General features: G+C 73.0%; 20 protein-coding genes, 1 tRNA gene and 1 pseudogene. 11 read left to right on the top strand and 11 right to left on the bottom strand.

All coding sequences use genetic code 11. The annotated features are described in order from the left end of the window. Positions 1–28: 28 nt before the first annotated feature. The 4 genes and pseudogenes from cydD to ACNJ93_RS15565 form a co-directional block, all read left to right on the top strand. A pseudogene (gene cydD, locus ACNJ93_RS15580) lies at positions 29–1,639 on the top strand (thiol reductant ABC exporter subunit CydD); the annotation flags it as partial. A 357-nt stretch (positions 1,640–1,996) separates the two neighbouring features. Then, positions 1,997–3,718 (top strand): thiol reductant ABC exporter subunit CydC, encoded by a 1,722-nt coding sequence (gene cydC / locus ACNJ93_RS15575; RefSeq protein ID WP_418961418.1) that lies wholly within the window; start codon positions 1,997–1,999, stop codon positions 3,716–3,718. A gap of 135 nt (positions 3,719–3,853) precedes the next feature. Beyond that, positions 3,854–5,560, top strand: coding sequence for a GAF domain-containing sensor histidine kinase (locus ACNJ93_RS15570; protein WP_418958009.1), 1,707 nt, complete (start codon positions 3,854–3,856; stop codon positions 5,558–5,560). A 114-nt stretch (positions 5,561–5,674) separates the two neighbouring features. Further along, positions 5,675–6,961 carry a peptidoglycan DD-metalloendopeptidase family protein gene (locus ACNJ93_RS15565; protein ID WP_418958008.1) on the top strand — a complete coding sequence of 429 codons (1,287 nt, stop codon included), beginning with the start codon at positions 5,675–5,677 and terminating at the stop codon, positions 6,959–6,961. A 37-nt stretch (positions 6,962–6,998) separates the two neighbouring features. Here ACNJ93_RS15565 and ACNJ93_RS15560 read toward each other — a convergent pair whose 3' ends face one another. Then, positions 6,999–7,847: a Cof-type HAD-IIB family hydrolase gene (locus ACNJ93_RS15560; protein ID WP_418958007.1), complete on the bottom strand. Its 849-nt coding sequence runs from the start codon at positions 7,845–7,847 to the stop codon at positions 6,999–7,001. A 182-nt stretch (positions 7,848–8,029) separates the two neighbouring features. Here ACNJ93_RS15560 and ACNJ93_RS15555 point away from each other — a divergent pair, with 182 nt between their 5' ends. Beyond that, entirely contained in the window at positions 8,030–8,938 is a 909-nt protein-coding gene (locus tag ACNJ93_RS15555; RefSeq protein ID WP_418958006.1) for an LLM class flavin-dependent oxidoreductase, read from the top strand. On the opposite strand, the gene ACNJ93_RS15550 is transcribed toward ACNJ93_RS15555, so the two are convergent. From ACNJ93_RS15550 to ACNJ93_RS15530, 5 genes are all read right to left on the bottom strand, one after another. After that, positions 8,919–9,371, bottom strand: coding sequence for a hypothetical protein (locus tag ACNJ93_RS15550; RefSeq protein ID WP_418958005.1), 453 nt, complete (start codon positions 9,369–9,371; stop codon positions 8,919–8,921). The two genes, ACNJ93_RS15555 and ACNJ93_RS15550, sit on opposite strands and share 20 nt — an antisense overlap. A gap of 49 nt (positions 9,372–9,420) precedes the next feature. Next, the gene (locus tag ACNJ93_RS15545; protein ID WP_418961417.1) at positions 9,421–9,963 is read right to left on the bottom strand and encodes an RNA 2'-phosphotransferase; all 543 of its coding nucleotides are present in this window, start codon (positions 9,961–9,963) and stop codon (positions 9,421–9,423) included. 157 nt (positions 9,964–10,120) lie between these two features. After that, positions 10,121–11,059, bottom strand: coding sequence for a MerR family transcriptional regulator (locus tag ACNJ93_RS15540; RefSeq protein WP_418958004.1), 939 nt, complete (start codon positions 11,057–11,059; stop codon positions 10,121–10,123). Positions 11,060–11,227: 168 nt separating this feature from the next. Then, the gene (locus ACNJ93_RS15535) at positions 11,228–13,006 is read right to left on the bottom strand and encodes an SDR family oxidoreductase (RefSeq protein ID WP_418958003.1); all 1,779 of its coding nucleotides are present in this window, start codon (positions 13,004–13,006) and stop codon (positions 11,228–11,230) included. Continuing rightward, positions 13,006–13,866, bottom strand: coding sequence for a M24 family metallopeptidase (locus ACNJ93_RS15530; protein ID WP_418958002.1), 861 nt, complete (start codon positions 13,864–13,866; stop codon positions 13,006–13,008). Before ACNJ93_RS15530 ends, ACNJ93_RS15535 begins: the two co-directional genes overlap by 1 nt. A 261-nt stretch (positions 13,867–14,127) precedes the next feature. Here ACNJ93_RS15530 and ACNJ93_RS15525 point away from each other — a divergent pair, with 261 nt between their 5' ends. From ACNJ93_RS15525 to ACNJ93_RS15500, 6 genes are all read left to right on the top strand, one after another. Further along, entirely contained in the window at positions 14,128–15,093 is a 966-nt protein-coding gene (locus ACNJ93_RS15525; RefSeq protein WP_418961416.1) for an ABC transporter ATP-binding protein, read from the top strand. Then, on the top strand, positions 15,090–15,980 hold the full coding sequence (locus ACNJ93_RS15520) for an ABC transporter permease (protein ID WP_418958001.1): 891 nt from the start codon (positions 15,090–15,092) through the stop codon (positions 15,978–15,980). Before ACNJ93_RS15525 ends, ACNJ93_RS15520 begins: the two co-directional genes overlap by 4 nt. Then, on the top strand, positions 15,977–16,888 hold the full coding sequence (locus ACNJ93_RS15515) for an ABC transporter ATP-binding protein (RefSeq protein ID WP_418958000.1): 912 nt from the start codon (positions 15,977–15,979) through the stop codon (positions 16,886–16,888). The genes ACNJ93_RS15520 and ACNJ93_RS15515 overlap by 4 nt, the downstream gene beginning before the upstream one ends. Positions 16,889–16,907: 19 nt before the next feature. Continuing rightward, positions 16,908–17,627, top strand: a complete 720-nt coding sequence (locus ACNJ93_RS15510) for an ABC transporter permease (RefSeq protein ID WP_418957999.1) — start codon at positions 16,908–16,910, stop codon at positions 17,625–17,627. 135 nt (positions 17,628–17,762) lie between these two features. Next, the gene (gene lpdA / locus ACNJ93_RS15505; RefSeq protein ID WP_418957998.1) at positions 17,763–19,166 is read left to right on the top strand and encodes a dihydrolipoyl dehydrogenase; all 1,404 of its coding nucleotides are present in this window, start codon (positions 17,763–17,765) and stop codon (positions 19,164–19,166) included. Between the two features lie 195 nt (positions 19,167–19,361). Beyond that, positions 19,362–19,446, top strand: a tRNA-Ser gene (locus ACNJ93_RS15500). A gap of 15 nt (positions 19,447–19,461) precedes the next feature. Here the strand turns inward: ACNJ93_RS15500 and ACNJ93_RS15495 are convergent. The 5 genes from ACNJ93_RS15495 to ACNJ93_RS15475 form a co-directional block, all read right to left on the bottom strand. Continuing rightward, positions 19,462–20,268 (bottom strand): HAD family hydrolase, encoded by an 807-nt coding sequence (locus ACNJ93_RS15495; protein ID WP_418957997.1) that lies wholly within the window; start codon positions 20,266–20,268, stop codon positions 19,462–19,464. Further along, on the bottom strand, positions 20,265–21,542 hold the full coding sequence (gene serS / locus ACNJ93_RS15490) for a serine--tRNA ligase (protein WP_418957996.1): 1,278 nt from the start codon (positions 21,540–21,542) through the stop codon (positions 20,265–20,267). Before serS ends, ACNJ93_RS15495 begins: the two co-directional genes overlap by 4 nt. 544 nt (positions 21,543–22,086) lie before the next feature. Beyond that, on the bottom strand, positions 22,087–23,022 hold the full coding sequence (gene pheA / locus ACNJ93_RS15485) for a prephenate dehydratase (RefSeq protein ID WP_418957995.1): 936 nt from the start codon (positions 23,020–23,022) through the stop codon (positions 22,087–22,089). A 45-nt stretch (positions 23,023–23,067) separates the two neighbouring features. Continuing rightward, the gene (efeB, locus tag ACNJ93_RS15480; RefSeq protein ID WP_418961415.1) at positions 23,068–24,336 is read right to left on the bottom strand and encodes an iron uptake transporter deferrochelatase/peroxidase subunit; all 1,269 of its coding nucleotides are present in this window, start codon (positions 24,334–24,336) and stop codon (positions 23,068–23,070) included. A gap of 24 nt (positions 24,337–24,360) precedes the next feature. After that, the gene (locus tag ACNJ93_RS15475) at positions 24,361–26,385 is read right to left on the bottom strand and encodes a copper resistance CopC/CopD family protein (RefSeq protein ID WP_418957994.1); all 2,025 of its coding nucleotides are present in this window, start codon (positions 26,383–26,385) and stop codon (positions 24,361–24,363) included. Positions 26,386–26,389 lie beyond the last annotated feature (4 nt).

Genomic DNA, 26,389 nt, shown 5'->3' with positions numbered 1-26,389 from the left:
CATCGCCCACTAGCTCCACTAGCGAGGGATGTTTCACGTGAAACCGATCGACCCGCGTCTGCTCCGCTACGCCCGGGCCACCCGCTTCTTCCTGGCGGCCGTGGTGGCGCTCGGCCTGGTCGGGGCGGCGCTGGTCGTCGCCCAGGCGATGCTGATCGCCGAGGTCGTGGTGGGGGCTTTCGAGCAGGGCCTGTCGGTTTCCTCCCTCCGGACGCCGCTGCTGCTGCTCGCGGGCGTGGCTGTGGGCCGGTCGCTGGTCTCCTGGCTGACCGAACTCGCCGCCCACCGCGCCAGCGCGGCGGTCAAGTCCGAGCTGCGCGGGCGGCTGCTCGACCGGGCGGCGGCGCTCGGGCCGGGCTGGCTCAGCGGTCAGAAGGCCGGCTCGCTGGTGGCCCTGGCGACCCGCGGGGTGGACGCCCTGGACGACTACTTCGCGCGCTATCTCCCGCAGCTCGGCCTCGCCGTCGTGGTGCCGGTGGCGGTGCTCGCGCGGATCGTCACCGAGGACTGGGTGTCGGCGGCGATCATCGTCGTCACCCTGCCGCTGATCCCGGTCTTCATGGTGCTCATCGGCTGGGCGACGCAGGCTCGGATGGACCGGCAGTGGAAGCTGCTCTCCCGGCTCTCCGGGCACTTCCTCGACGTGGTCGCGGGACTGCCGACGCTCAAGGTCTTCGGCCGGGCTAAGGCCCAGGCCGAGTCGATCCGCGCGATCACCTCCGAGTACCGGCAGGCCACCGTGCGGACGCTGCGGATCGCCTTCCTCTCCTCCTTCGCGCTCGAACTGCTCTCCACGCTCTCCGTGGCCCTGGTCGCCGTCACCATCGGCATGCGCCTCGTCCACGGCGGCCTCGACCTGTACACCGGGCTCGTCATCCTCGTGCTCGCGCCCGAGGCGTACCTGCCGATCCGCCAGGTCGGCGCGCAGTACCACGCGGCGGCGGAGGGACTCGCGGCCGCGGAGGAGATCTTCGCGGTCCTGGAGACGCCGGTTCGGACGGGCGGCGGGGTGGCGGTTCCCGCCACCGGTACGGCCGTTGCCGCCTCCGGTGGGGGTGTTCCGCGGATCGAGCTGACGAACGTCACCGTGCGGCACGAGGGACGGACGGAGCCCTCGCTCGACGCGGCCTCGCTGGTTCTGGAGCCCGGCGAGACGGTGGCGCTGGTCGGGCCGAGCGGGGCCGGCAAGTCCACCCTGCTCGACGTGCTCCTGGGCTTCACGACCCCGGAGCCGGACGGCGGTTCGGTACGGGTCGGGGGCGCCGAACTCGGATCGCTGGACCTGGAGGCCTGGCGCGAGCGGATCGCCTGGGTGCCACAGCGGCCGTACTTCTTCGCAGGGACGATCGCCGAGAACGTCCGGCTCGCGCGGCCGGACGCCGACGACGCGGCGGTCGCGCAGGCCCTGGGGGAGGCGGGCGCCGGGGAGTTCGTGGCCGGGCTCCCGGCCGGCGCCGAGACGGTCCTCGGCGAGGACGGCGCGGGGCTCTCGGCGGGCCAGCGGCAGCGGCTCGCCCTGGCGCGGGCCTTCCTCGCGGACCGCCCGCTGCTGCTCCTCGACGAGCCGACGGCGGCATTGGACGGCGCGACCGAGGCGTCCGTGGTCGACTCGGTCCGCCGCCTGGCGGAGGGCCGTACGGTGCTGCTGGTCGTTCACCGCCCGGCGCTGCTGGCGGTCGCGGACCGCGTGGTCGAGCTGCGGGGTGCGCAGGCCGCCCCGGCGGACGCCCCCGCCGCTGTCCGGCCCGGGAATCAGGCGGGGGTGGAGACGGCCTGGACCGGCGTCCTGCCGTCCGGCGACGGGGCCCCGGCCGAGCCGGGCGAGGACGCTCCCGCCGGCTCGCGGCCCGCGGGCGCCCCGCACGACGGTGCCGCCGCGCAGGTGCCGTCGGCCGCCGGAGCCGTACCGGCCCTGGACGCGGGCCGCACGACCGGCGGCACCGACGTGCCGCCGCAGGGCGGGCCGCGAACCTCCCCGCTCGCCCGTGTACGGCGCATGGGTGGGGAACTGCGCGGCCGGCTCGGTCTCGCCCTGCTGCTCGGGACGCTGGCGCTCGGCTCCGCCGTGGGCCTCATGGCGGTGTCGGGCTGGCTCATCTCGCGCGCCTCCGAACAGCCGCCCGTGCTGTACCTGATGGTCGCCGTCACCGCGACGCGCGCGTTCGGCATCGGCCGGGCCGTCTTCCGGTACGCCGAGCGGCTCGTCTCGCACGACGCCGTCCTGCGGATGCTCGCCGAACTCCGCGTCTCCGTCTACCGCCGGCTGGAGCGCATCGCCCCCGCCGGACTGCGCCGCACCCGGCGCGGCGACCTGCTGTCCCGGCTCGTCCAGGACGTCGACGCGCTCCAGGACTACTGGCTCCGCTGGCTGCTCCCGGCCGGTGCCGCGCTGCTGGTCGGCGCGGGCTCCGTCGGGTTCACCGCCTGGCTGCTGCCCGAGGCCGGCGCGGTGCTCGCGGTGGGCCTGCTGGCCGCCGGTCTGGCCGTGCCGTTCCTCGGCGGGGTGCTCGCCCGGCGCGCCGAGGACCGGCTCGCGCCCGCGCGCGGTGCGCTCGCGACCGCCGTCGCCGACCTGCTGCGCGGCTGCGCCGAGCTGACCGTCGCCGGGGCGCTGCGCGACCGGCTCGACCGGGCCGCCCGCGCGGACCGCTCCCTCACCTCGATCGCCTCCCGGCAGGCCGCGGTCACGGCGCTGAGCGCCGGCCTCACCGCGCTGGCGTGCGGGCTGACCGTGGCGGCCGCGGCCGTCGTCGGCGTCCAGGGCGTCCGGGACGGGCGGCTCGACGGCGTCGCGCTCGCGGCCCTCGTCCTCACGCCGCTCGCCGCGTTCGAGGCGGTGAACGGGCTGCCGCTGGCCGTCCAGTACCGGCAGCGGGTCAAGCGGAGCGCCGAGCGCGTGCAGGAGGTCCTCGACGCACCGGTGCCGGTCCACGAGCCGACGACCCCGGCCGCCGCGCCGGACAGCCCCTTCCCGCTGGTCCTCCAGGGGCTCAGCGCCCGGTACGCCGGTCAGGAGCGGGACGCCCTCGACGACTTCGCGCTCACCCTGGAGGCCGGCCGCCGGGTCGCGGTCGTGGGCCCCTCGGGCTCCGGCAAGACCACGCTCGCGCAGGTGCTGCTGCGCTTCCTGGACGCACGCGCCGGCACGTACCGGCTCGGCGGCACCGCCGCGGACGCGCTCGACGGGGACGACGTCCGCCGTCTCGTCGGCCTCTGCGCCCAGGACGCGCACACCTTCGACAGCACCCTCAGGGAGAACCTGCGGCTCGCCCGTCCCGGCGCCGGCGACGACGAACTGCGCGCCGCGCTCGACCGGGCCCGGCTGCTCGACTGGGTCGACGGACTGCCCGAGGGCCTGGACACGCTCGTCGGGGAGCACGGCGCCCGGCTCTCCGGCGGTCAGCGGCAGCGGCTGGCGCTCGCCCGCGCCCTGCTCGCCGACTTCCCCGTCCTCGTGCTCGACGAGCCCGCCGAGCACCTGGACCTGGCCACGGCGGACGCGCTCACCGACGACCTGCTCCAGGTCACCGAGGGCCGGACGACCGTCCTCATCACCCACCGGCTGCGCGGCCTGGACGCCGTGGACGAGGTGGTGGTCCTGGACGAGGGCCGGACCGTGCAGCGCGGGCCGTACGCGGAGCTGGCCGCCGCCGAGGGGCCGCTGCGGACGATGCTGGAGCGCGAGCGGGCGACCGAACTGCTCCTGAGGCGCGGCTGACGGCCCACCCCCGACATGCCTGACAGCCGTCCCCGGCACGGCTCACAGCCCACCCGCGGCGTGGCTGACGGCCCACCCCCGGCACACCGAGACTCTGGCTTTCCCTGGCAAAACGGACTAACTACGCTCGGGGTCATGACCGTGCCCGACGCCCCGGACCCGCTCGACGCCGCCACCCAGGCCACCCGCAGCCTCCAGGGCCTGTCCACCGAACTGACGGCGCGCGTCCCGCAGCTCCTGGAGGCCATGCGGTCCGTCGGGACCGGCCTGGAGCTGCACTCCACCCTGGACCGCATCTGCGCGACCGCCGCCGAACTCACCGACGCCCGCTACGCGGCGATCGGCGTCGTCGACGAGGAGGGCGAGGGCCTCTCCGACTTCGTCACCCACGGCGTCACCGAGGAGACCGCCGACCGGATCGGCCGACGGCCCGACGGGCAGGCCGGACTGCTCGGCGCGCTGATCCGGGACCCGCAGACCATCCGCCTCGCCGATCCGGCCGCCGACCCGCGCTCCGCGGGCCTCCCGCCGGGCCACCCGCCGATGCGGGGCTTCCTCGGCGTCCCCATCCGCGTCCAGGGCGAGGTCTTCGGCACCCTCTACCTCGCCGAGAAGAAGGGCGGCGGAGAGTTCACCGACGACGACGTGGACATCGTCCGGGTGCTCGCCACCGAGGCGGGCATCGCCATCGGCAACGCCCGCCTCTACGAGGCCGCCCGGCAGCGGGAGCGCTGGATCGACGGCTCCGTCGCCGTCACCACGGCCCTGCTCTCCGGCGGCGACGCGGACGACGCGCTCACCGTCGTCGCCGAGCAGGCCCGGCGGCTCGCCGACGCGGCTGCCGGCATCGTGCTGCTGCCCGCCGAGGAGGGCGGCCTGGAGATCGTCGCCGTCGCTGCCGACCGGCCCGGCCTCGCCCTCGGCATCGTGATCCCGCCGGAGAGCCCGGTCGTGCAGCGGCTGCTCGCGGGCGAGGCGGTGTTCGTCGGCGACGCCGCCGCCGACGCGCGCATGCTGAGCCGGGTCGCCGTCGCGTACGGGCCCAGCATGCTGCTGCCGCTGCAGAGCGGCGGGCGGGTGCTCGGCGCGCTCGCCACGCCCCGGGCGCGCGGCGCCCGCCCCTTCACCGAGGCGGAGCGCACCCTCGCCACCCAGTTCGCCTCGCAGGCCGCCCTCGCGCTGATGATGGCCGAGGCGCAGCGCGACCGGGAGCGGCTCGCCGTCTACGAGGACCGCGACCGCATCGCCCGCGACCTCCACGACCTCGTCATCCAGCGGCTGTTCGCCACGGGGATGATGCTGGAGAGCGCTCAGCGCACGTCGGCCGTGCCGGCCGTGCGCCAGGGCGTCGGCAAGGCGGTCGACGCACTCGACGTCACCATCCAGGAGATCCGCACCGCGATCTTCGCGCTCCAGCAGGGGCCCGCCGAGGCCCCGGCCGGGCTGCGCACCCGGGTGCTGCGGGAGATCAACATGGCCGCGGTGCCGCTGGGCTTCAAGCCCGCCCACCGCTTCCTCGGCCCGGTCGACACGACGGTCGGCGAGCTCACCGGCAAGAACCTCGTGGCGGCGCTGCGCGAGGCGCTCTCCAACGCCTTCCGGCACGCGGAGGCGACCCGGATCGAGGTCGTCGTGGACGCGACCGCCGCCCTGGAGGACGGGACGCCCGGCGTCCGGCTGTCCGTCGCGGACGACGGGGTCGGCATCCCCGAGGGCGGCCGGCGCAGCGGGCTGCGGAACCTGGCCCGGCGAGCGGAGTCGCTCGGCGGCGCGAGCTGGTGCGGGCCGGGTCTCGGCGAGGACGGCGGCGGTACGACGGTGGTGTGGCAGGCCCCGCTGTAGCGGAGGGCGCCGTGCGGGTGCGGCGGGCCGATCGTCGGATGTTCGTAGGCCGTCCGGCCGTACGACCCCCGTGTGCTGCCGGGAATCGGGCCGGCGCGGGGTGACGATCCGACCATGCGCAACTCATACGACCGCCGGCCCCGCGCGGTGCCGCTGCTGGTCGCGCTGCTCGCGCTGTGCCTGCTCGGGGCGCGCCCGGCGGTCGCCTCCGACGGGCCGAGCATCGGTCCGGAGGTCGCCCGTCTGTACCAGGAGGCCTCGCGGGCGGTCGCCTCGTACGAGCGGGGCCGGCGGGCCGCCGAGGCCCAGCGCGTGAAGGCGGCGGCCCTGGAGCGGCGGCTGACCGGGCACCGGCGCGAACTCGCCGCGCTGCACGAGCGCGTGGGCGGCGTCGCCCGGGCGCAGTACCGCGAGGGCGGCTCGCTCACCCACACCGCCCGGCTGCTGCTCGCGCGCGACCCCGACCAGCTGATGCGCGGTCAGCAGCTCGCCGCGCAGGCCGAGGCGGCGGTGAGCCGGCTGCTCGACAGCTCCCGCCGGGCGGAGGCGCGGCTCGCCGTCGCGGAGGGCGCGGCCAACAGCGCCCGGCACGAGCTCGACCTGCGCGTCGCCCGGCTCGACCGCATCAAGCAGGGCATCGCGACCCGGCTGGAGGAGGCGCAGTGGCGGCTCCAGGCGGAGGCGAACCGCAGCGCCGCCGCGGGCAGCTGCCGGGGCGCGGTGCGGATCGAGCAGCCCGGCGGCCCGCCGCCCGGCGCCCGGTGGGTCGCGCCGGTCGCGGCGTACGCGCTCTCCGCGGGCTTCGACAGCGCGGGCGAACGCTGGGCCCGCCGGCACACCGGCCAGGACTTCGCCGTGCCCATCGGCACGCCCGTGCGGGCGGTGGGCGCCGGGCGGGTGGTGCGGGTGTCCTGCGGCGGGGGCTTCGGGATCGAGGTGGTCGTCGGCCACGACGACGGCTGGTACTCGCAGTACGCGCACCTGGCCTCGGCGGCCGTGGAGGCGGGCGAGAGGGTCCGGCCCGGGCAGTGGATCGGGCAGGCCGGCACGACCGGCAACTCCACCGGCCCCCACCTGCACTTCGAGACGCGGCTGACGCCCCACCTGGGCTCGGGCGTCGACCCGGCGCGCTGGCTCGCCGAACGCGGGGTGCGGCTCCGGGCGGTCGTTCCGCCGGGCGAGGAGCCGGAGGCCGCGGGCGGGACCGTGCCGGACGCCACGGGCGGGACTGTGCCGGACGCCGTGCGTGGGCCCCTGCCGGGTGCCCCGGGTCAGGACGGCCGGTTCCCGGCGCCGGCGCCCGCACCGGGCGCCCCGGCTCCTGTCCCGGTGCCGGACGCGCCGCCGGTGCCCGCGCCGGATGCGGTGGTCGGCGGTCCGGGCGCGGTGCCCGGTCCTTGACGCGGCGCCCCGGCCGCTGAGCAGTGCTCCCGCGCGGTCAGCGGCCGGCCAGGATCTCCTCGATGACGACGGCGACGCCGTCCTCGTTGTTCGCGACCGTCCGGCCGGAGGCGGCGGCGACGACCTCGGGGTGCGCGTTGCCCATGGCGTACGAGCGGCCCGCCCAGGTCAGCATCTCGATGTCGTTGGGCATGTCGCCGAAGGCGACGACCTCCTCGGCCGTGATGCCGCGCTCGGCGCAGCAGTGGGCGAGCGTGGACGCCTTGGAGACGCCCAGCCCGCTGACCTCCAGCAGGGCGGTCGGGCTGGACCGGGTGAACGACGCCTGGTCCCCGGCCGCCTCGCGGGCCAGGGCCAGGAAGGCGTCGGGGTCGAGTTCGGGGTGCTGGGCGAGCAGCTTCAGGACGGGGGCCGCCGCGCCCGGGGTCTCCTCGTACAGCAGCTTCTCGGCGGTGGCGACCGTGGCGCCGGGGTCGAGGAAGAACGGCGGGTACAGCGGCTCGTAGTGGATGCCGGTGGTCAGCTCGACCGCGAACGTCGTGCCGGGCGCGGCCGCCCGCAGCCGGTGGACGACCTCGAGGGCGGTGGGCCGCTCCAGGGGACGCACCTCCAGAAACGTTCCTCCAGAGTGGAGGTCGACCACGGCGGCGCCGTTCGCGCAGATGGCGAGGCCATGACCGTGGACGTGGTCGGCGACCACGTCCATCCAGCGGGCCGGGCGTCCGGTGACGAAGAAGACCTCGACCCCGGCGGCCTCCGCGGCGGCCAGTGCGGCGACGGTCCGGGGGGAGACCGACTTGTCGTCGCGCAGCAGCGTGCCGTCGAGGTCGGTGGCGATCAGTCTCGGGGTCGGCGCCGCGTCGCGCCCGGGAAGGGAGGAGGTCACGGGTCCATTCTCACGTACCGGATGCACGTGCGTGCGGATGCCCGCACATCTGAGAGGTGCACACGGCCGGGAGGCGGAGGGACGCGGGGCGCAGGGGGGCGCACACGTCCCAGGGGACTCACCGGTCCCGAGCGCCGACGCCCCGGTGCCGCGTGTCGGTGCCGCCGCGTACTGTCGGGGGTATGCGTCTGAGCACCGTGATCCTCCCGACCCGCCGCTGGCACGAGGGCGGCCGCGACCAGTGGCTGCGCGCCGAGCAGCTCGGTTTCCACGCCGCGTACACCTACGACCACCTGTCCTGGCGCACCTTCCGGGACGGTCCGTGGTTCGGGGCCGTACCGACGCTGACGGCCGCCGCCGGCGTCACCGACCGGATCCGCCTGGGCACGATGGTGACCTCGCCCAACTTCCGGCATCCGGTCACCCTCGCCAAGGAGCTGATCACGCTCGACGACGTGTCCGGCGGCCGGATCACCCTGGGCATAGGCGCGGGCGGAGTCGGCTTCGACGCGACGGCGCTGGGCCAGGTGCCGTGGTCGCCGCGGGAGCGGGCGGACCGGTTCGCCGAGTTCGTGGCGCTGCTCGACCGGCTGCTCAGCGAAGACGTCGTCTCGGACCGGGGCGAGTTCTACGCGGCGGACGAGGTGCGCAACATCCCGGGCTGCGTGCAGCGGCCGCGGCTGCCGTTCGCGGTGGCGGCGACCGGACCGCGCGGACTGCGGCTCGCGGCGCGGCACGGCCAGGCGTGGGTGACGACGGGCGACCCGAAGCTCTACGAGGAGGGCACGCCGGAGCAGTCGTACGAGGCGATACGCGGCCAGGTCGCGAAGCTCGGCGCCGCGTGCGCCGAGACCGGCCGGGACGTGACCACGATGGAGAAGATCCTGCTCACGGGCTTCACCCCGGACCGTCCGCTGGAGTCCTTCGACGCCTTCGTGGACTTCGCCGGGCGCCACTTCGAGCTGGGCTTCGACGAGCTCGTGATCCACATGCCCATCGCGGACTCGGTGTTCGAGGCCGACGAGTCGGTCTACGAGAAGATCGCCACGGAGGGTCTGGCCCAGCTGGGCTTCAGCGGACCCGCGAACTGAGCCACGGGGTGAGGGTGCCGGCGAGCACCAGCTCCTTGTACGTCTCGTCGCCGGGCAGCGGTACGACGAGCCACCAGCCCGCGGGCCAGAACCGGCCCTTCACATGGGCGAGGCCGTCGTAGACGGAGCGCAGGAAGGCGGGGACGGAATCGCGCGGCACGTCCGCGAACTCCACCCCGTCCACGGTGATCCGGGCGTCGTCCTCGGGGTAGAGCTGGACGCTCACCGCGGGGGAGCCGCCCAGTTCGACAAAGGCTTCGTGTGGCAGCGAGCCGTCCGGGTCGAGGACGGTGAAGGCGCCGGCCGCGGTGCGGCGGGAGGTCCGGTCCGCTCCGATGTCGTCGGTCACCGTCAGCTCGCGGTTCTCGGACCGGGCGATCTCGCGGATCGCGGTGACGGCCGACTCGGTCGTGGGCAGATGCGGGTGTGCCATGCCGTCGATCATGCCCGAGCGGCGCGGCGACCGTAGGGTCGTCGGCGGCTCAGCCGGGGAAGCGGAGGTACTCCGGCGGGACGGCGTCGGTGAGCCAGACGCCGTTGGCGCTGAGGCGGAAGACATGGCCGGCGCGGTGCATCGCACCGGCGTCGACGCTGAGCACCACCGGTCGGCCGCGGCGGGCGCCGACGCGGGTCGCGGTCTCCCGGTCGGCGGACAGGTGCACGTGGTGGCGGGCCATGGGGCGCAGGCCCTCGGCGCGGATCGCGTCCAGGAAGCGGGCGACGGTGCCGTGGTAGAGGTACGCGGGCGGCTCCGCCGCCGGCAGGTCCAGGTCGACCTCCACGGTGTGGCCCTGGCTGGCCCGGATGCGGGTCCCCTCGATCGCGAAGCGCTTCTTGTCGTTGGTCGCGACGACGTGGTCCAGTTCGGCGCGGGTGATCCGGAAGCCGTGCTCGGCGGCCGCGCTCAGCAGCGCGTCGATCTCCGTCCAGCCCTGTGCGTCGAGGACGAGCCCGATCCGTTCCGGCTGGTGCCGCAGATGCTTCGACAGGTACTTCGACACCTTGACGGTGCGACGTTCGTCCATGGGTCTTTCGTTCATCGGCTCAGGATGCCCGAGGTCCGACACGTCCCACCATCGAATTCGGGCGGGCAGGTTTGATCCACAACCAACTTGAGTTATCCACAAGGAAATTGACGATCCTGTGGACAACTAGCCTGGGAATCAAGCCCCTTTGAGCAAGTCATGGCTGATTTGCATGACTTGTCGTGAGGGCGTCCAATGTTCGTGCCTGCACCTCCCTTTCGGTCGCCGCAGCGACGAACGCCGCGACGTTCTCCCGGCCAACGAGCTTCTCCACGGCCCGGATCGTCTCCGGCGGCAGCGCCACCTCGCGCGGCTCGTCGTCCCTCTGCGGCAGCTCGTGCGACGTCAGGTGATACTGCAGGTGTCGGTGGGCGAACGTCCGCATGGCGCGCGCCAGTTCCGCGTCCACCGTCTGCTGCGCCAGCGGCCGCAGCCGTCGCACCATCGATGCCGCGGCGGCCGCGTCCGCGTCGGTCGGTGGCCGGTGCTCCAGGTAGCGCGCGAAGACGTGCTCGGTCGTGAACTCCAGAAAACGGGACGCTATGTGCTCCACCTGTCCGCGAAGTTCCCGCAGGTGACCGGTGATTGCGGACAGCGGGACGCCCGCCGCATACAACTCGGCCGCCACCGCGAGCTCTTGGGGGCTGGGCACGAGGAACTCGTCGGCCCGGTCCTGGATCGGTACGAGCACGCCGAGCTCTATCGCGTCGCGGATCGCGTCCTCGTCCGGCTGCCCGCCGAAGCGGGCGTCCAGCTCGGCGCGCGAGATCCGGTCCGCCTCCTCGTCCGTCCACGGGCCGTCGACCTCGGCGACCAGGCCCAGCACCCCGCCGAGCCCGCGCCCGGTGTCCCAGGCCTCCAGGAGCTCCTTGATCGAGGCCAGGGTGTAGCCGCGGTCCAGCAGGTCCGCGATCTGGCGCAGCCGGGCCAGGTGCGCGTCCCCGTACACGTTGGACCGGCCCCGGCGCTCCGGCCGCGGCAGCAGACCGCGGTCCTGGTAGGCGCGGATGGTCCGGACCGTGGCGCCGCTGTGGTGCGCCAGGTCCTCGATCCGGTACTCGGCCGACCGGTACTCGGTCCCCCGCTGCTCCGCCACCGGACCGGACCCCGTACCCGTACCCGTACCTGCGCCCGTGCCCGTAGCCGTGCCCGGCCCCGACTGCGCCCGCTCAGCCACCACTCGCTCCTCCAGCTCTTCTGCCGAAGGATGCCACGGCCGGTCCCGGGAGCCGGGCCCGGCCGTCGCCCTCCGCAGACCCCGCCGCTACGCCGGCGGCTGCCATCGGGCCAGCGCCCGCAGGGCCCGCGGCGTGAACCGGGACATGAAACGCAGCCCGTGCGCCTCCGGCGTGACCGGCACGACCGCCTCGTTGCGCAGCACCGCGCGCAGGATCGCGTCCGCCACCTTCTCCGGCGGATAGTTGCGCAGCCCGTACAGCCGCGAGGCGTGCTTCTGGAGGCGCGCCTGCTCCTCGTCGCCGGCCCCGGCGAACCGGGCCGTCGCCGTGATGCCGGTGTTGACGATGCCCGGGCATATCGCCGTGACGCCGATGCCCTGCCCGGCCAGCTCCGCGCGCAGGCACTCGCTCAGCATCAGCACCGCCGCCTTCGACGTGCTGTACGCGGGCAGCGCCCGGGACGGCTGGAACGCCGCCGCCGACGCGGTGTTGACGATGTGGCCGCCCTGTCCGCGCGCGGCCATCTGCGCCCCGAACACCTTGCAGCCGTGGATGACACCCCACAGATTGACGTCGAGGACCTTCTTCCAGTCCTCGGTTGTGGTGTCGAAGAACGAACCGCTCAGCCCGATCCCCGCGTTGTTGACCAAAACGTCCACCACGCCGTACTCGTCGGCGACGCGGGCGGCGAGCTTCTCCATCGCCTGCTCGTCGGAGACGTCGACGGTCTCGCCCCAGGCCTCCGGAGCGCCGATCAGCCGCGCCATGTCCGCCGTCCGGACCGCGCCCTCCGCGTCCCGGTCCACCGCGATCACCCGCGCCCCGGCCTCGGCGAAGGCGAACGCCGTCGCCCGGCCTATCCCGCTGGCCGCCCCGGTCACCAGCACCAGCTGGCCGCCGAACCGCTCCGCGTACGCCGGGTCCGCCCCGCTCTTCGCCGCCGGCCGCGGCGCCTTGGCCTGTGGGCTCTCGTGCGTTTCGACGAAGTCGCCGATCCAGGCGGCCAGTTGGTCCGGCCGCGTGCGCGGCACCCAGTGCTTGGCGGGCAGGGTGCGCCGCGTCAGCTCGGGCACCCAGGTCCCCAGGTCGTCGTAGAGCCGCTCCGACAGGAAGGCGTCGCCGAGCGGCGTGATCAGCTGCACCGGGGCGTGCGCGTACGCGTCGGGGCGCGGCCGGAGCAGTCGGGAGCGCACGTTGTCCCGGTACAGCCAGGCGCCGCGCGCCGCGTCCATGGGCAGCGAGGACGTCGGGTAGTCCCCGGCCGGCACCTTCTCCAGCCGCTGGAGGATCTTCGGCCACCGCTTGCCGAGCGGTCCGCGCCAGGCCAGCTCGGGCAGCACCGGCGTGTGCAGCATGTACACGTACCAGGACTTCGCGCCCTGCCCGAGGAGCTGGCCCACACGGCGCGGGGTCGGCCGGGTCATCCGCTGCTTGATCCAGTGGCCGAAGTGGTCCAGGCAGGGGCCGGACATCGAGGTGAAGGAGGCGATCCGGCCCTCGGTGCGGGGGACCGTCACGAACTCCCAGGACTGCACCGAGCCCCAGTCGTGTCCGACCAGGTGCACCGGCCGGTCCGGGCTGACGGCGTCGGCGACCGCGAGGAAGTCGTCCGTCAGCTTCTCCAGCGTGAAGCCGCCGCGCAGCGGTGTCGGCGCCGTCGACCGGCCGTGGCCGCGCACGTCGTACAGCACCACGTGGAACCGGTCGGCGAGCCGGGTCGCGACCTCCGTCCAGACCTCCTTGGAGTCCGGGTAGCCGTGCACGAGCAGGACCGTCGGCCGGCTCTCGTCGCCGAGCTCGGCGACGCACAGCTCGATCCCTCCCGTCCGGACCCAGCGCTCCCGCGCCCCCTGCAGCCCCGTCATCACGCCGCCTTTCCTTCCACGTCGGTCTCGGCCCAGCGCCGCACATGCGGCAGGTCGTCGTCCAGCCAGAACGCGCTCTCCTCCGGGTCCGCGGAGTCCGTGACGACGAGGATCTCCTCGAACTTCGCGCCCGTGCCCCGGAAGCCGAGGTGCGGCTCCACGGCCCACAGGCCCGGCTGCGGCGGATGGTCGGAGAACTTGTACGGCGACCACAGCGGCGACCAGCCGTCCCGGTGGCCGTGGATCGCGTCGCTCACCAGCCCCTTCAGGGACTGCGCGCCGAAACCGAACAGGGTCGGCGCCCAGCGCCGCTCCTTCACCCGGTCGATCTTGTGGGCGATCACGCCGAAGGGATACGCGCGGTGCCGGTTCGCGTAGCCCTGGCGGACCATGAGCCGGTCCACGTCCTCGTAGATCTCCCGCAGCGTGCGGCGCTCGCGCACCTCGCGCAGGATCAGCTCGCGGTGCTCCTTCAGGTCGGCGAGCAGCTTGTCGTGCATCGGGTTCAGACCCAGGCAGCCGGAGTAGCCGATGTCCGCCGTGTAGCCGCGGTACACCGGGGCCATGTCGAGGATGAACGGCATCCCCGCCTCCAGCCGCCGGTCGGTCGGGAAGAACTGCAGCGGGATCTTGAAGTCCACGAAGGCGGTGCGGTCCCCGAACCAGGCGAAGGGCCGGTGGAACCAGTCCTTCACCCCGCGCGCGTACAGCCACTCCCGCTGCATCCGCGCGGCCTCCCGCTCGGTCACGCCCGGCTTCAGCTGCGCCGCCACGGCCTCCGCGCACGCGTAGGAGAGTCGCTGCACCTCCCTGAACCCGCGCAGCTCTTCGGCCAGTTCGCCCCTCGTCGCTGCAGTCATGCCACCCGCCGTCCCGTCCGTCCCGCCGTGTGCGCTACGTGCGCGTAACTTGACACCGATGAATGTGACAATGGCTGGCGTCTGCGTCAAGGGGTGTGCACAAGACCTGTGGACGACACCCCGAACGGCTCGCCGCCCCCGGCGCAGGCGGTGACTTTCGTCGTCGCTCCCCTACGGGCATGTACTCCTGGAGTCGGACACGGATCGAGCCGTTGGGCTGACGACCGCTGTGGCGCACACCACTACCGTCGAAGCGTGACTGTGATCGCCACCGAAAGCCTCAGCAAGCGGTTCCCCCGGGTGACCGCTCTCGACCGGCTCTCCCTGGACATCGGGCCCGGTGTGACCGGACTGGTGGGTGCCAACGGAGCCGGCAAGTCCACGATGATCAAGATCCTGCTCGGTCTCTCCCCGGCCACGGAGGGCCGCGCCGAGGTCCTCGGCCTGGACGTCGCCACGCACGGCGCCGAGATCCGCGAGCGGGTCGGCTACATGCCTGAGCACGACTGCCTGCCGCCGGACGTGTCGGCGACCGAGCTGGTCGTCCACATGGCCCGGATGTCCGGCCTGCCCGCCGCCGCGGCGCGCGAGCGGACCGCCGACACCCTGCGCCACGTCGGCCTGTACGAGGAGCGCTACCGCCCCATCGGCGGCTACTCGACGGGCATGAAGCAGCGGGTGAAGCTCGCCCAGGCCCTCGTCCACGACCCCAAGCTCGTCCTCCTCGACGAGCCCACCAACGGCCTCGACCCGGTCGGCCGGGACGAGATGCTCGGTCTGATCCGCCGGATCTGGACCGACTTCGGCATCTCCGTGCTCGTCACCTCGCACCTCCTCGGCGAGCTGGAGCGCACCTGCGACCACGTCGTCGTCATCGACGGCGGCCGGCTGCTCCGCTCCAGCTCCACCAGCGACTTCACCCGGACCACGACCACCCTCGCGGTCGAGGTCACCGACTCGGACACCGTCCCGGACGGCACGGCGGCGCTGCGCGCGGCGCTGTCCGCCGCCGGCGTCGTCCTCCACGAGGGGACGGAGGAGGGCCTGCCCGGTGCCGGCCACATCCTCCTCCTGGAGGCCACCGGCGACGAGACGTACGACCTGGTCAGGGACACCGTGGCCGGACTCGGCCTCGGCCTGGTGCGGATGGAGCAGCGCCGCCACCACATCGCCGAGGTGTTCCGCCCCCAGGCATCCGAGCAGCAGGAGGAGGTGCCGGCGCGATGAGCTCCCAGGCCCCCGAGACCACCCGTATCCACAACATCGGCTACCGCACGTACGACGGGCCCCGGCTCGGCCGCGGCTACGCCCGGCGCGCGCTGTTCTCTCAGTCGCTGCGCGGCGCGTACGGGCTGGGTCGCAGCGCCAAGTCCAAGGTGCTGCCGATGATCCTGTTCGGCGTGATGTGCGTCCCGGCGCTGATCATCGTCGCCGTCGCGGTCGTCACCAAGGCCCCCAAGCTGGCGATCGAGTACACGCAGTACGCGCTGTACCTGCAGGTCGTCATCGGCATCTACGTCGCCGCCCAGGCGCCGCAGTCCGTCTCCCGCGACCTCAGGTTTCGCACCGTCCCGCTGTACTTCTCCCGGCCCATCGAACGGGCCGACTACGTGCTCGCCAAGTACGGCGCCATGGCGGCGGCACTGTTCCTGCTCACCGCCGTGCCGCTGGTGATCCTCTACGTCGGCGCACTGCTGGCGAAACTCGACTTCGCCGACCAGACGGCGCTGTTCGGACAGGGGCTGGTCTCCGTGGCTCTGCTCTCGCTGCTCTTCGGCGGCATCGGCCTGGTCATGGCGGCGCTCACCCCGCGCCGGGGCTTCGGCGTGGCTGCCGTGATCGCGGTGCTGACGATCTCGTACGGCGCGGTCACCACGCTCCAGGGCATCGCCTACGCCACCGACAACCTCGACCCGATCGCCTGGATGGGCCTGTTCTCGCCGATGACCCTCATCAGCGGTCTGCAGACGGCCTTCCTCGGCGCTCCGCCCGCCTTCCCCGGCGAGGTGGCCGTCGGCGCCGGCACCGGCGTGGCCTATCTGTTCGTCGTCCTCGCGCTGATCCTTGGCTCGTACGCCGTGCTGATGCGCCGCTACCGAAAGGTCGGGCTGTGACAACGCTCAACATCGACCACGCTTCCAGGTGGTTCGGCAACGTCGTCGCCGTGAACGACGTCACCATGTCGATCGGCCCCGGCGTGACCGGCCTGCTCGGCCCCAACGGCGCGGGCAAGTCCACCCTGATCAACATGATGGGCGGCTTCCTCGACCCCTCCACCGGCAGCGTCACCCTCGACGGCCGGCCCATCTGGCGCAACGAGTCCGTCTACAAGGAGATCGGCGTCGTCCCCGAGCGCGAGGCGATGTACGACTTCCTCACCGGCCGGGAGTTCGTCGTCGCCAACGCCGAGCTGCACGGCCTGGGCAAGGCGGCGGCGCAGAAGGCGCTGGCCACGGTCGAGATGGAGTACGCCCAGGACCGGAAGATCGCCACGTACAGCAAGGGCATGCGGCAGCGCGTCAAGATGGCCTCGGCCCTGGTGCACGAGCCGTCGGTGCTGCTCCTGGACGAGCCCTTCAACGGCATGGACCCGCGCCAGCGCATGCAGCTCATGGAGCTGCTGCGGCGGATGGGCGCGGAGGGCCGTACGGTCCTGTTCTCCTCGCACATCCTGGAGGAGGTCGAGCAGCTCGCCTCGCACATCGAGGTGATCGTGGCCGGCCGGCACGCCGCCTCCGGCGACTTCCGCCGGATCCGCCGCCTGATGACGGACCGCCCGCACCGCTACCTCGTCCGCTCCTCCGACGACCGGGCGCTGGCCGCCGCGCTGATCGCCGACCCGTCCACCGCGGGCATCGAGGTGGACCTGGCGGAGGGCGCGCTGCGCATCCAGGCCGTGGACTTCGGCCGCTTCACCGCGCTGCTGCCCCAGGTCGCCCGCGCCCACGGGATCCGGCTGCTGACGGTCTCGCCGTCGGACGAGTCCCTCGAATCCGTCTTCTCATACCTTGTCGCGGCCTGAAAGGAGCTCTGAACCCCGCATGTACGACCCCACCGTCGCCCGGCTCACGTACCGGGCCCTCCTCGGCCGCCGGCGCGCGCTCGTCCTGTTCGCGCTGCCCCTGCTGCTCATCGTGATCGCCGTGGCCGTCCGCTTCTTCACCGGCGCGGACGACCAGGTCGCCGCCAACGTCCTCGGCGGCTTCGCGCTCGCCACCATGGTGCCGCTCATCGGCGTCATCGCCGGCACCGGCGCGATCGGCCCGGAGATCGACGACGGCTCCATCGTGTACCTGCTGTCCAAGCCGGTGAAGCGGCCGACGATCATCCTCACCAAGCTGATCGTCGCCATCGCCGTGACCATGGCCTTCTCCGCCATCCCCACGTTCGTCGCGGGCATGATCCTCAACGGCAACGGTCAGCAGGTGGCCGTGGCGTACACCGTGGCCGCGCTGGTCGCCTCCATCGCCTACAGCGCCATGTTCCTGCTGCTCGGCACGATCAGCCGGCACGCGGTGGTCATCGGTCTGGTGTACGCCCTGATCTGGGAGGCCCTGTTCGGCTCGCTGATCTCCGGGGCCCGCACGCTGAGCGTCCAGCAGTGGGCGCTGGCCCTGGCCGAGAAGGTCAGCGGCGAGGGCCTGATCAGCTCCGACGTGGGCCTGCCGGTCGCGACGGCCCTGCTCGCCGGGGTGACCGTCGTCGCCACCTGGTACGCGGGCCAGAAGCTGCGCACACTCACCCTCGCTGGGGAGGAGTAGCCGCACACGACGCGGGGCCGGCCGGTCGGCGCGGTGGTGAGTCGCACGCGACGCCCGCCGCCCGATCGCCCCGCGGGGCTCGGGATTACTGTGGGCTGGTACGTGGACACGCACACACCAATTCGGGAGTCAGCCATGTCAGACCGCTTCGACGTCGTCGTACTCGGAGCAGGCCCCGGCGGCTACGTCGCCGCCATCCGCGCCGCACAGCTCGGCAAGCGGGTCGCGGTCGTGGAGGAGAAGTACTGGGGCGGTGTCTGCCTGAACGTCGGCTGCATCCCCACCAAGGCGCTGCTGCGCAACGCCGAGCTCGCCCACATCTTCCACCACGAGGCCAAGACCTTCGGCATCAAGGTCGACGGCACGGTCTCCTTCGACTACGGCGAGGCGTTCCGCCGCAGCCGCACGGTCGCGGACGGCCGGGTCAAGGGCGTCCACTACCTGATGAAGAAGAACGGCATCACGGAGTTCGACGGCCGCGGCACCTTCGTCGACGCGAACACCCTGCAGGTCGCCCTCTCCGACGGCACCACGCAGACGATCGCGTTCGACAACTGCATCATCGCCACCGGCGCCACCCCGAAGCTGCTGCCGGGCACCGCACGCAGCGAGCGCGTGGTCACGTACGAGGAGCAGATCCTCGCCGAGGACGTGCCGCAGTCCATCGTCATCGCGGGCGCCGGCGCCATCGGCATCGAGTTCGCCTACGTGCTGCACAACTACGGCGTGAAGGTCACCATCGTCGAGTTCCTGGACCGGATCGCCCCGCTGGAGGACGAGGAGGTCTCCAAGGAGCTGGCGAAGCAGTACCGCAAGCTCGGCATCGACGTCCTCACCTCGACCCGCGTCGACGCCATCGACGAGTCCGGCCCGCAGGTCCGCGTCACCGTCACCGGCAAGGACGGCGCGCAGAAGGTGCTGGAGGCCGACAAGGTCCTGCAGGCCATCGGCTTCGCGCCGAACGTCGCGGGCTACGGGCTGGAGAACACGGGCGTCGCGCTCACCGAGCGCGGCGCGATCGAGGTCGACGGCCGCTGCCGCACCAACGTTCCGCACATCTACGCCATCGGCGACGTGACCGCGAAGCTGATGCTCGCGCACACCGCCGAGTCCATGGGCGTCGTCGCCGCCGAGACCATCGGCGACGCCGAGACGATGGAGCTCGACTACCCGATGATCCCGCGCGCCACCTACTGCCAGCCGCAGATCGCCAGCTTCGGCTGGACCGAGGCGCAGGCCCGGGAGAAGGGGTACGACGTCAAGGTCGCCAAGTTCCCGTTCACCGCGAACGGCAAGGCGCACGGCCTGGGCGACGCCACCGGCTTCGTGAAGATCATCGCCGACGCCAAGTACGGCGAGATCATCGGCGCCCACCTGATCGGCCCGGACGTCACCGAGCTGCTGCCCGAGCTGACGTTGGCTCAGCAGTGGGACCTGACGGTCAACGAGGTCGCCCGCAACGTGCACGCGCACCCGACGCTGGGCGAGGCCGTGAAGGAAGCGATCCACGGCCTGGCCGGCCACATGATCAACTTCTGACGCGTCCCACAGCGGCCGTTCAGGAGCGGTAAGGGGCGGTGGACCATGTCCACCGCCCCTTACGCATGCCTGTGCGGTAATTCGTTGGCACCCGGAGTGCCCGCAGGAGCACACTCGACGCAGGCCGGCGCTTTCGGAACGCCGCCGGGGCGGTCGCTTCGAGCGCACGGTTCACGCTGTGCGGACCGCCCTCCCGGAGGATTGGCCGAGTGGTAAGGCAGCGGCTTGCTAAGCCGTCGTCGGGGTCACCCCCGCGCGCGTTCGATCCGCGCATCCTCCGCGCAGCGCGACTCGGCTAGAGCAGCGGCTCCAGGTACGCCGCGATGCCGTCGTCCTCGTTCGAGGACGTGACGTCGTCCGCGACGGCCTTCAAGGCGTCGTGGGCGTTGGCCATCGCCACGCCGCGCGCCGCCCAGCCGAACATGGGGATGTCGTTGGGCATGTCGCCGAAGGCGATCGTCTCCGCCGCCTTCACGCCGAGCCGGCGCGCCGCCAGCGACAGGCCCGTCGCCTTGCTCAGCCCCAGCGGCAGGATCTCCACTATCCCCGGGCCCGCCATGACGACGTCCACCAGTCCGCCGACGGTCCGGCGGGCGGCCGCGGCCAGCTCGTCGTCGGAGAGCGTGGCGTGCTGCACGTACATCTTGTTCAGCGGGGCCGCCCACAGGTCCGCCGGGTCCTCCAGCGCGACCACCGGCAGCGGTCCCTCCTGCACCCGGTAGTCGGCGCTGACCAGCACCTCGCCGTCGAGCCCGTCGCGGCTCGCGGCCAGCGCCAGCGGGCCGACCTCGGCCTCCAGCTTCGACAGCGCGAGCCCGGCGAGCTGCCGGTCGAGCGTCAGCGAGGTCAGCAGCCGGTGCTCGCCCGCGTGGTACACCTGCGCGCCCTGACCGCAGACCGCCAGGCCCTCGTAGCCGAGGTCGTCCAGGATGTGCCGCGTCCAGGGCACGTTCCGCCCGGTCACCACGATGTGGGCCGCTCCGGCCGCCGTGGCGGCGGCCAGGGCGGCACGCGTACGGTCCGAGACGGTCTCGTCGGCGCGCAGCAGCGTGCCGTCGAGGTCCGTCGCGATCAGGCGGTACGGGAAGGCGCCGGTGCTCACTTGGAGATCGGCTCCAGGACCTCACGGCCGCCGAGGTACGGCCGCAGGACCTCCGGGACGCGCACGGAACCGTCGGCGAGCTGGTGGTTCTCCAGGATCGCCACGATCGTCCGCGGCACGGCGCACAGGGTGCCGTTCAGCGTCGCCAGCGGCTGCACCTTCTTGCCGTCGCGCACACGGACCGACAGGCGGCGGGCCTGGAAGCCGTCGCAGTTCGAGGCGGAGGTCAGCTCGCGGTACTTGCCCTGGGTCGGGATCCACGCCTCGCAGTCGAACTTGCGCGAGGCGGAGGCGCCGAGGTCGCCGGTGGCCACGTCGATGACCTGGAACGGCAGCTCCAGGCTGGTGAGCCACTGCTTCTCCCAGTCCAGGAGCCGCTTGTGCTCGGCCTCGGCCTCCTCCGGCGCGACGTACGAGAACATCTCGACCTTGTCGAACTGGTGGACGCGGAAGATGCCGCGGGTGTCCTTGCCGTACGTGCCCGCCTCGCGGCGGAAGCAGGGCGAGAAGCCCGCGTAGCGCAGCGGCAGCTTGTCCGCGTCGATGATCTCGTCCATGTGGTACGCCGCGAGCGGGACCTCGGACGTGCCGACGAGGTAGTAGTCGTCCTTCTCCAGGTGGTACACGTTCTCCGCGGCCTGGCCGAGGAAGCCGGTGCCCTCCATCGCGCGGGGGCGGACCAGCGCGGGGGTGAGCATCGGGATGAAGCCGGCCTCGGTGGCCTGCGCGATCGCCGCGTTGACGAGCGCCAGCTCCAGCAGGGCGCCGACGCCGGTCAGGTAGTAGAAGCGGGAGCCGGAGACCTTCGCGCCGCGCTCCACGTCGATGGCGCCGAGCGCCTCGCCGAGCTCCAGGTGGTCCTTGGGCTCGAAGCCCTCGGCGGCGAAGTCGCGGACGGTGCCGTGGGTCTCGAGGACGACGAAGTCCTCCTCGCCGCCGACCGGGACGTCCGGGTGGACGAGGTTGCCCAGCTGCAGCAGCAGCCGGCGGGTCTCCTCGTCGGCGTCGTTCTGCTCGGCCTCTGCGGCCTTGACGTCGGTCTTGAGCTGCTCGGCCTTCTGCAGGAGCTCGGCGCGCTCCTCCGGGGTGGCCTTGGGGATCAGCTTGCCGAGCGCCTTCTGCTCGGAACGGAGCTCGTCGAAGCGGACGCCGGACGACCTGCGCCGCTCGTCGGCGGAGAGCAGGGCGTCGACGAGGCCGACGTCCTCTCCACGGGCGCGCTGGGAGGCGCGAACACGGTCGGGGTCCTCACGGAGCAGGCGAAGGTCAATCACCCCACCAGGCTACCGGTGCGCGATCGGCCGACCCCACCCGATATGGCTTTGCGTGTCGCTTTGCCCTAATTGCAACTATTGGGAAACTTTCCGTATTCACCGATGCGGCTCGGGCCGGGCGGTGATCAATTCAGTTCTCCACAGGAAGCGGTGGCCCCGGTTCCTTATCCACAGGCTGTGCGGAACTTCTGTGGATCGCGGCGAGGATCTTGAGATTCCGCGCCCGAACCCGGTAATTCGTAGATCAAACCTCATTCCGACACTCCTTCGAGTGGGAATTGCTCGCCCTAAAGAGTTGATCGGTGGAATCAGGCTGACACGGGTGGAGTGCCGCGCTGTGGGTGGGTGTGGAGTGACTGGGGCGATTTGTCGACGATGGCGGCTTCCCGTATCGACTTGTCCCCAGGTCGAGAAGCGCACCTGTGGATAACTTTGTGTCCGGTGGAAAAATATGCAGGTAGGACTAGTGGTCCGGACCTGTGGACGAACGGAGGCGCCACCGCGCCCGGCGGGGCACGATCAAGGCAGGTCGGCGCAGCGAGCGTCAGGCCCGCCCGTCCTGGGCCCGAGCCAACCAGTCGGAGGCAGCCATGAAGTCCTCGTCGGACGTCCCGGTCCGCAGCGGCCGCACATCCCCCACCGACACCCCCGCGCGGGGATACGAGCCGAGGAAGCGCACCTTCGGGCAGATCCGCTTCAGACCCATGAGCGCCTCGCCGACGCGCCGGTCCGCGATATGCCCTTCGGCGTCCACCGCGAAGCAGTAGTTGCCGATGCCCGCGCCCGTCGGGCGGGACTGGATCAGCATCAGGTTCACGCCCCGCACCGCGAACTCCTGAAGGAGTTCGAGCAGCGCGCCCGGGTGGTCGTCGCCCAGCCAGAGCACCACCGAGGTCTTGTCCGCACCCGTCGGAGCCGCCGGCCGGGCGGGCCGGCCCACCAGGACGAACCGGGTCTCGGCGTTCTCCGCGTCGTGGATCTCGGTGACCAGGGCCTCCAGGCCGTACGTCGCCGCCGCGAACTCCCCCGCGAAGGCGGCGTCGAACCGGCCCTCCTGGACCAGCCGCGCCCCGTCCGCGTTGGACGCCGCCGACTCCCACACGGCGTCCGGCAGGTTCGCCCGCAGCCACTTGCGGACCTGCGGCTGCGCCACCGGGTGCCCGGTCACGGTCTTGACCTCGGAGAGCTTGGTCCCCGGGCGGACGAGCAGGGCGAAGGCGATCGGCAGCACGACCTCGCGGTAGATCATCAGCGGCCGGCCGGAGGCCAGCTCGTCGAGGGTCGCGGTCACCCCGCCCTCCACCGAGTTCTCGATCGGTACGAGAGCGGCGGCGGCCTCCCCGTTGCGCACGGCGTCCAGCGCGGCGGGCACGGAGACCATCGGGACCAGCTCCCGGGTCGCCGCCTCGGGCAGCGTCCGCAGCGCGGCCTCCGTGAAGGTGCCTTCGGGACCGAGATACGTGTACCGGGTGGCTGACATACCGGTCACCCTAGTGGGCCCGAGGCCGCGACGGCGGCACGGGCGCTACGCCTCCAGAAGCCGCTGGCCCACGTACTCGCCCCGGTCCGGGCCGCCGGGGACCGCGAACAGACCACTCGACTCGTGACGGATGAAAGGAGACAGCGCGTCCCCCCGGTCGAGCTTGCGCTGGACCGGGACGAAACCCCGCAGCGGATCGGCCTGCCAGCAGATGAAGAGGAGCCCCGCGTCGGGCGTGCCGTCCGCGGCTATCCCGTCGTGGAAGGAGAACGGACGCCGCAGCATCGCCGCCCCGCCGTTCTGTTCGGGGGCGGAGATCCGGGCGTGGGCGTTGTCGGGGATGACCAGCTTGCCGTCGGGACCGAACTTGTCCAGATCCAGCGGGGTCGTCTCGGTGCCGCCGGTGAGCGGGGCGCCGTCCGCCTTGCGGCGGCCGATGACCTGCTCCTGCTTCTTCACAGGAAGCTGCTCCCAGTCGTCGAGCAGCATCCGGATCCGGCGGACGACCGCGTACGAGCCGCCGGCCATCCAGGGCTGGGCGCCGCCGGCGGGCACGAAGATCCGCCGGTCGAAGTCGGGCTGCTCGGGCCTGGGGTTGTTGGTGCCGTCGACCTGGCCCATGAGATTGCGCGCCGTCATGGGCCGGCCGGTGGCGCCGGGGGAGCGGTTGAAGCCGTTCATCTGCCAGCGGACCCGGGCGGCCGAGCCGGCGTCCTTCTGGAGCGCGCGCAGGGCGTGGAAGGCGACGAGGGCGTCGTTCGCGCCGATCTGCACCCACAGATCGCCCTCGGAGCGCTTGGCGTCCAGGGCGTCGGACGAGAAGGAGGGGAGCGGGTCGAGTTCCACCGGCCGGCGGGCGGTCAGGCCCGTGCGGTCGAAGAAGGTGCGGCCGAAGCCGAAGGTGACGGTCAGGGAGGAGGGCCCGGCGTCGAGAGCCACACCGGTGTCGGCGGCGGGGGCGCGGCCCGCCATCAGCTCGGCGGCGGTCGCGGACCAGCGGCGCAGCAGGGCCGCGGCCTCCTTGCGGCCCGCGCCGGGAGCGAGGTCGAAGGCGATCAGATGACCGCGGGACTGGAGAGGAGTGGTGATGCCCGCCTGATGTTTCCCGTGAAACGCGATCTCGGTCGAGCCGACCGTGGAGAGCGCGGGTGAGGAGCCGGAGTCCTGGCCGGCGACGGCCGCGTACACGCCGGTGCCGCCGGCCGCGCCGAGGGCGAGACCGGCCGCCCCGGCGGCGCCGGCGGTGCCGAGGAGCCGGCGGCGGGAGAGCTCGGGCTTGTCGCTGGGGGCCTGGGAGTTGGGGGCCTCGGACACGGGGCCGGGTTGTGCAGTCACGGGTCAGCCGATCTTCACGGTCTTGTCGATGGTCGTCTGGTCGATGTCGGAGGTGCGGACCGTCACCTGCATCAGCCACTCGCCGGGCATCGGGAGCTGGACGCCGTTCGCGCTCCAGTGCCCGGTCTGGATCCGGTCGGGGGTGACGGGCAGGGGGCCGATCTCCTTGTCCGTCAGGGTGAAGGCGACCTTGATCTCGGGGACGTCGAGCGGCCGTCCGTTGGGGCGGTCGACATAGAGATGGAGGGCGTTGGCCCCGGAGCGGCCGGGGTCGAGGGTGAGACGGACGGTGCCCTTGCCCTCGGGGCCGCCGGTGTCGAACGGCAGCCGGACGTCGAGCGGCCGGTCGGGCACGGCGGTGGAGCCCGAGGCGGCCTGGCTGCGGCCGGCCTCCTGCTCGGTGCGGGCGGGCTCGGTCGAGGTGAGCACGGTGGTGACGGCCAGGAGCACGACGGCGACGCCGGCTTCGGCGAGGACGGAGCGGCGCAGCCCGCTGCGCACGGGGTCGGCGTCCCGGAGCCGCTTCTTGGTGGCGGTGGCCACGGCCGCCCGCTGCCGGGCGAGCTGCGCGGCGCGCTCGGGATCGACGGCGGCGGGGGCGTCGGGGGCGTTGGGGGCGCCGACGGCGTCGGGGGTGGGGTCAGGGTCGGAGTCGGCGGGATCGGACTCGGACTCGGCGTCGGTGGGCTCGGCCACGGCGTCGGCTGCCGGGTCCTCGGAGTGCTCGGAGAACTCGTCGCGCTCAGGCTTCTCCGTCGGCTCCAGGTCCCCTGTCTCCCCCTCGTTCGGGGGTGTGAGGCGGGTGGTCCAGGTGCGGGAGAGCCAGGCGACGGCGACGAGGACGGCGACCAGGCCGGTCTTGAGCAGCAGGAGCCGGCCGTAGGAGGTGTCGGTGAGGCCGGACCAGGAGCCGACCTGGCGCCAGGACTGGTAGAGCCCGGTGGCGGCGAGGACGACGACGGAGCCGAACGCGACGCGGGAGAAGCGCTGGACGGAGGTGGGCTCGATGTCGGGCGAGCGGTAGAGGGCGACGAGCAGGGTGGTGAGTCCGCCGAGCCAGGCGGCGACGGCGAGGAGGTGCAGGATGTCGACGGGCATGGCGATGCCCGGCTGGAGACCGGTGGAGGCGTGTTCGGAGAGGGCCCAGGTGCCCGCGATGCCGGCGGCGACGACGGTGCCGCCGAGGGCCAGTCCGAAGGTGAGGTCCTTGCGCTCCTTCTCGTCGGTGCGCTTGGTGTACGCGCCGAACAGCACGGCGACGAAGAGGGCGGCCGCGCCCAGCAGCATGAGCCGGGAGACGAGGGCGGCGCCGGTCTTGGTCTCCAGGACGGCCTTGAGACCGCCGAGGTCGAAGGCGTCGGCGAGTGCGCCGGAGCCGGTGTACGGGTGGCGCAGCAGCAGCATCGCCAGCGTGGCCGCGGTCAGAGTCAGCCAGCCGCGGACCACGAGCCGTTGGACGGGCCGGACGCTCGCGCCGCGCGGCCAGCAGGCCAGGACGAAGGCCGCGCCGCCGGCGAGGACGACGAAGCCGGCGTACGCGAGGTAGCGGGCGACGCCGTAGAGGACGCCGACGGGGCCGCCGCCGGCCTCGCGTTCGGGAAGGGAGACGGATGTCCGGGAAGGGGCGCCGATGGAGAAGGTGAACGCGCCGGAGATGGGGTGGCTGTCGGCGGAGACGGTCTGCCAGGCGACGGTGTACGTGCCGTCGGGCAGGCCGGAACGCAGTCCGACGCCGTACCGGACGAGGGCGCCGCTGCACAGGTCGCGGATCTCGCCGGTGTCGATCCGCTTGCCGGAGGGGTCGAGGACGCGGATGGCGTCGTCGCCCATGGCGACCTGTTCGGAGAAGGTGAGGTTGACCTCCTTGGGGGCGGTGGCGACCACCGCCCCGTCCTGGGGGTCGCTGCCGGTCAGCGCGGCGTGCGCGTTCGCCGGCGCGGCGCCGGCGAGCAGCGCGCCGAGGAGGGCGGCGGCGACGAGGAGCAGCCGGGCGAGGACGGCTCCTAGGCGCGGGGCGGTGGTCGTCATGGTG

This window comes from Streptomyces tritici (assembly GCF_048500665.1).
In the GTDB taxonomy this organism is placed as follows: Bacteria; Actinomycetota; Actinomycetes; order Streptomycetales; family Streptomycetaceae; genus Streptomyces; species Streptomyces tritici.
This window is presented reverse-complemented; position numbering and strand designations above follow the sequence as displayed.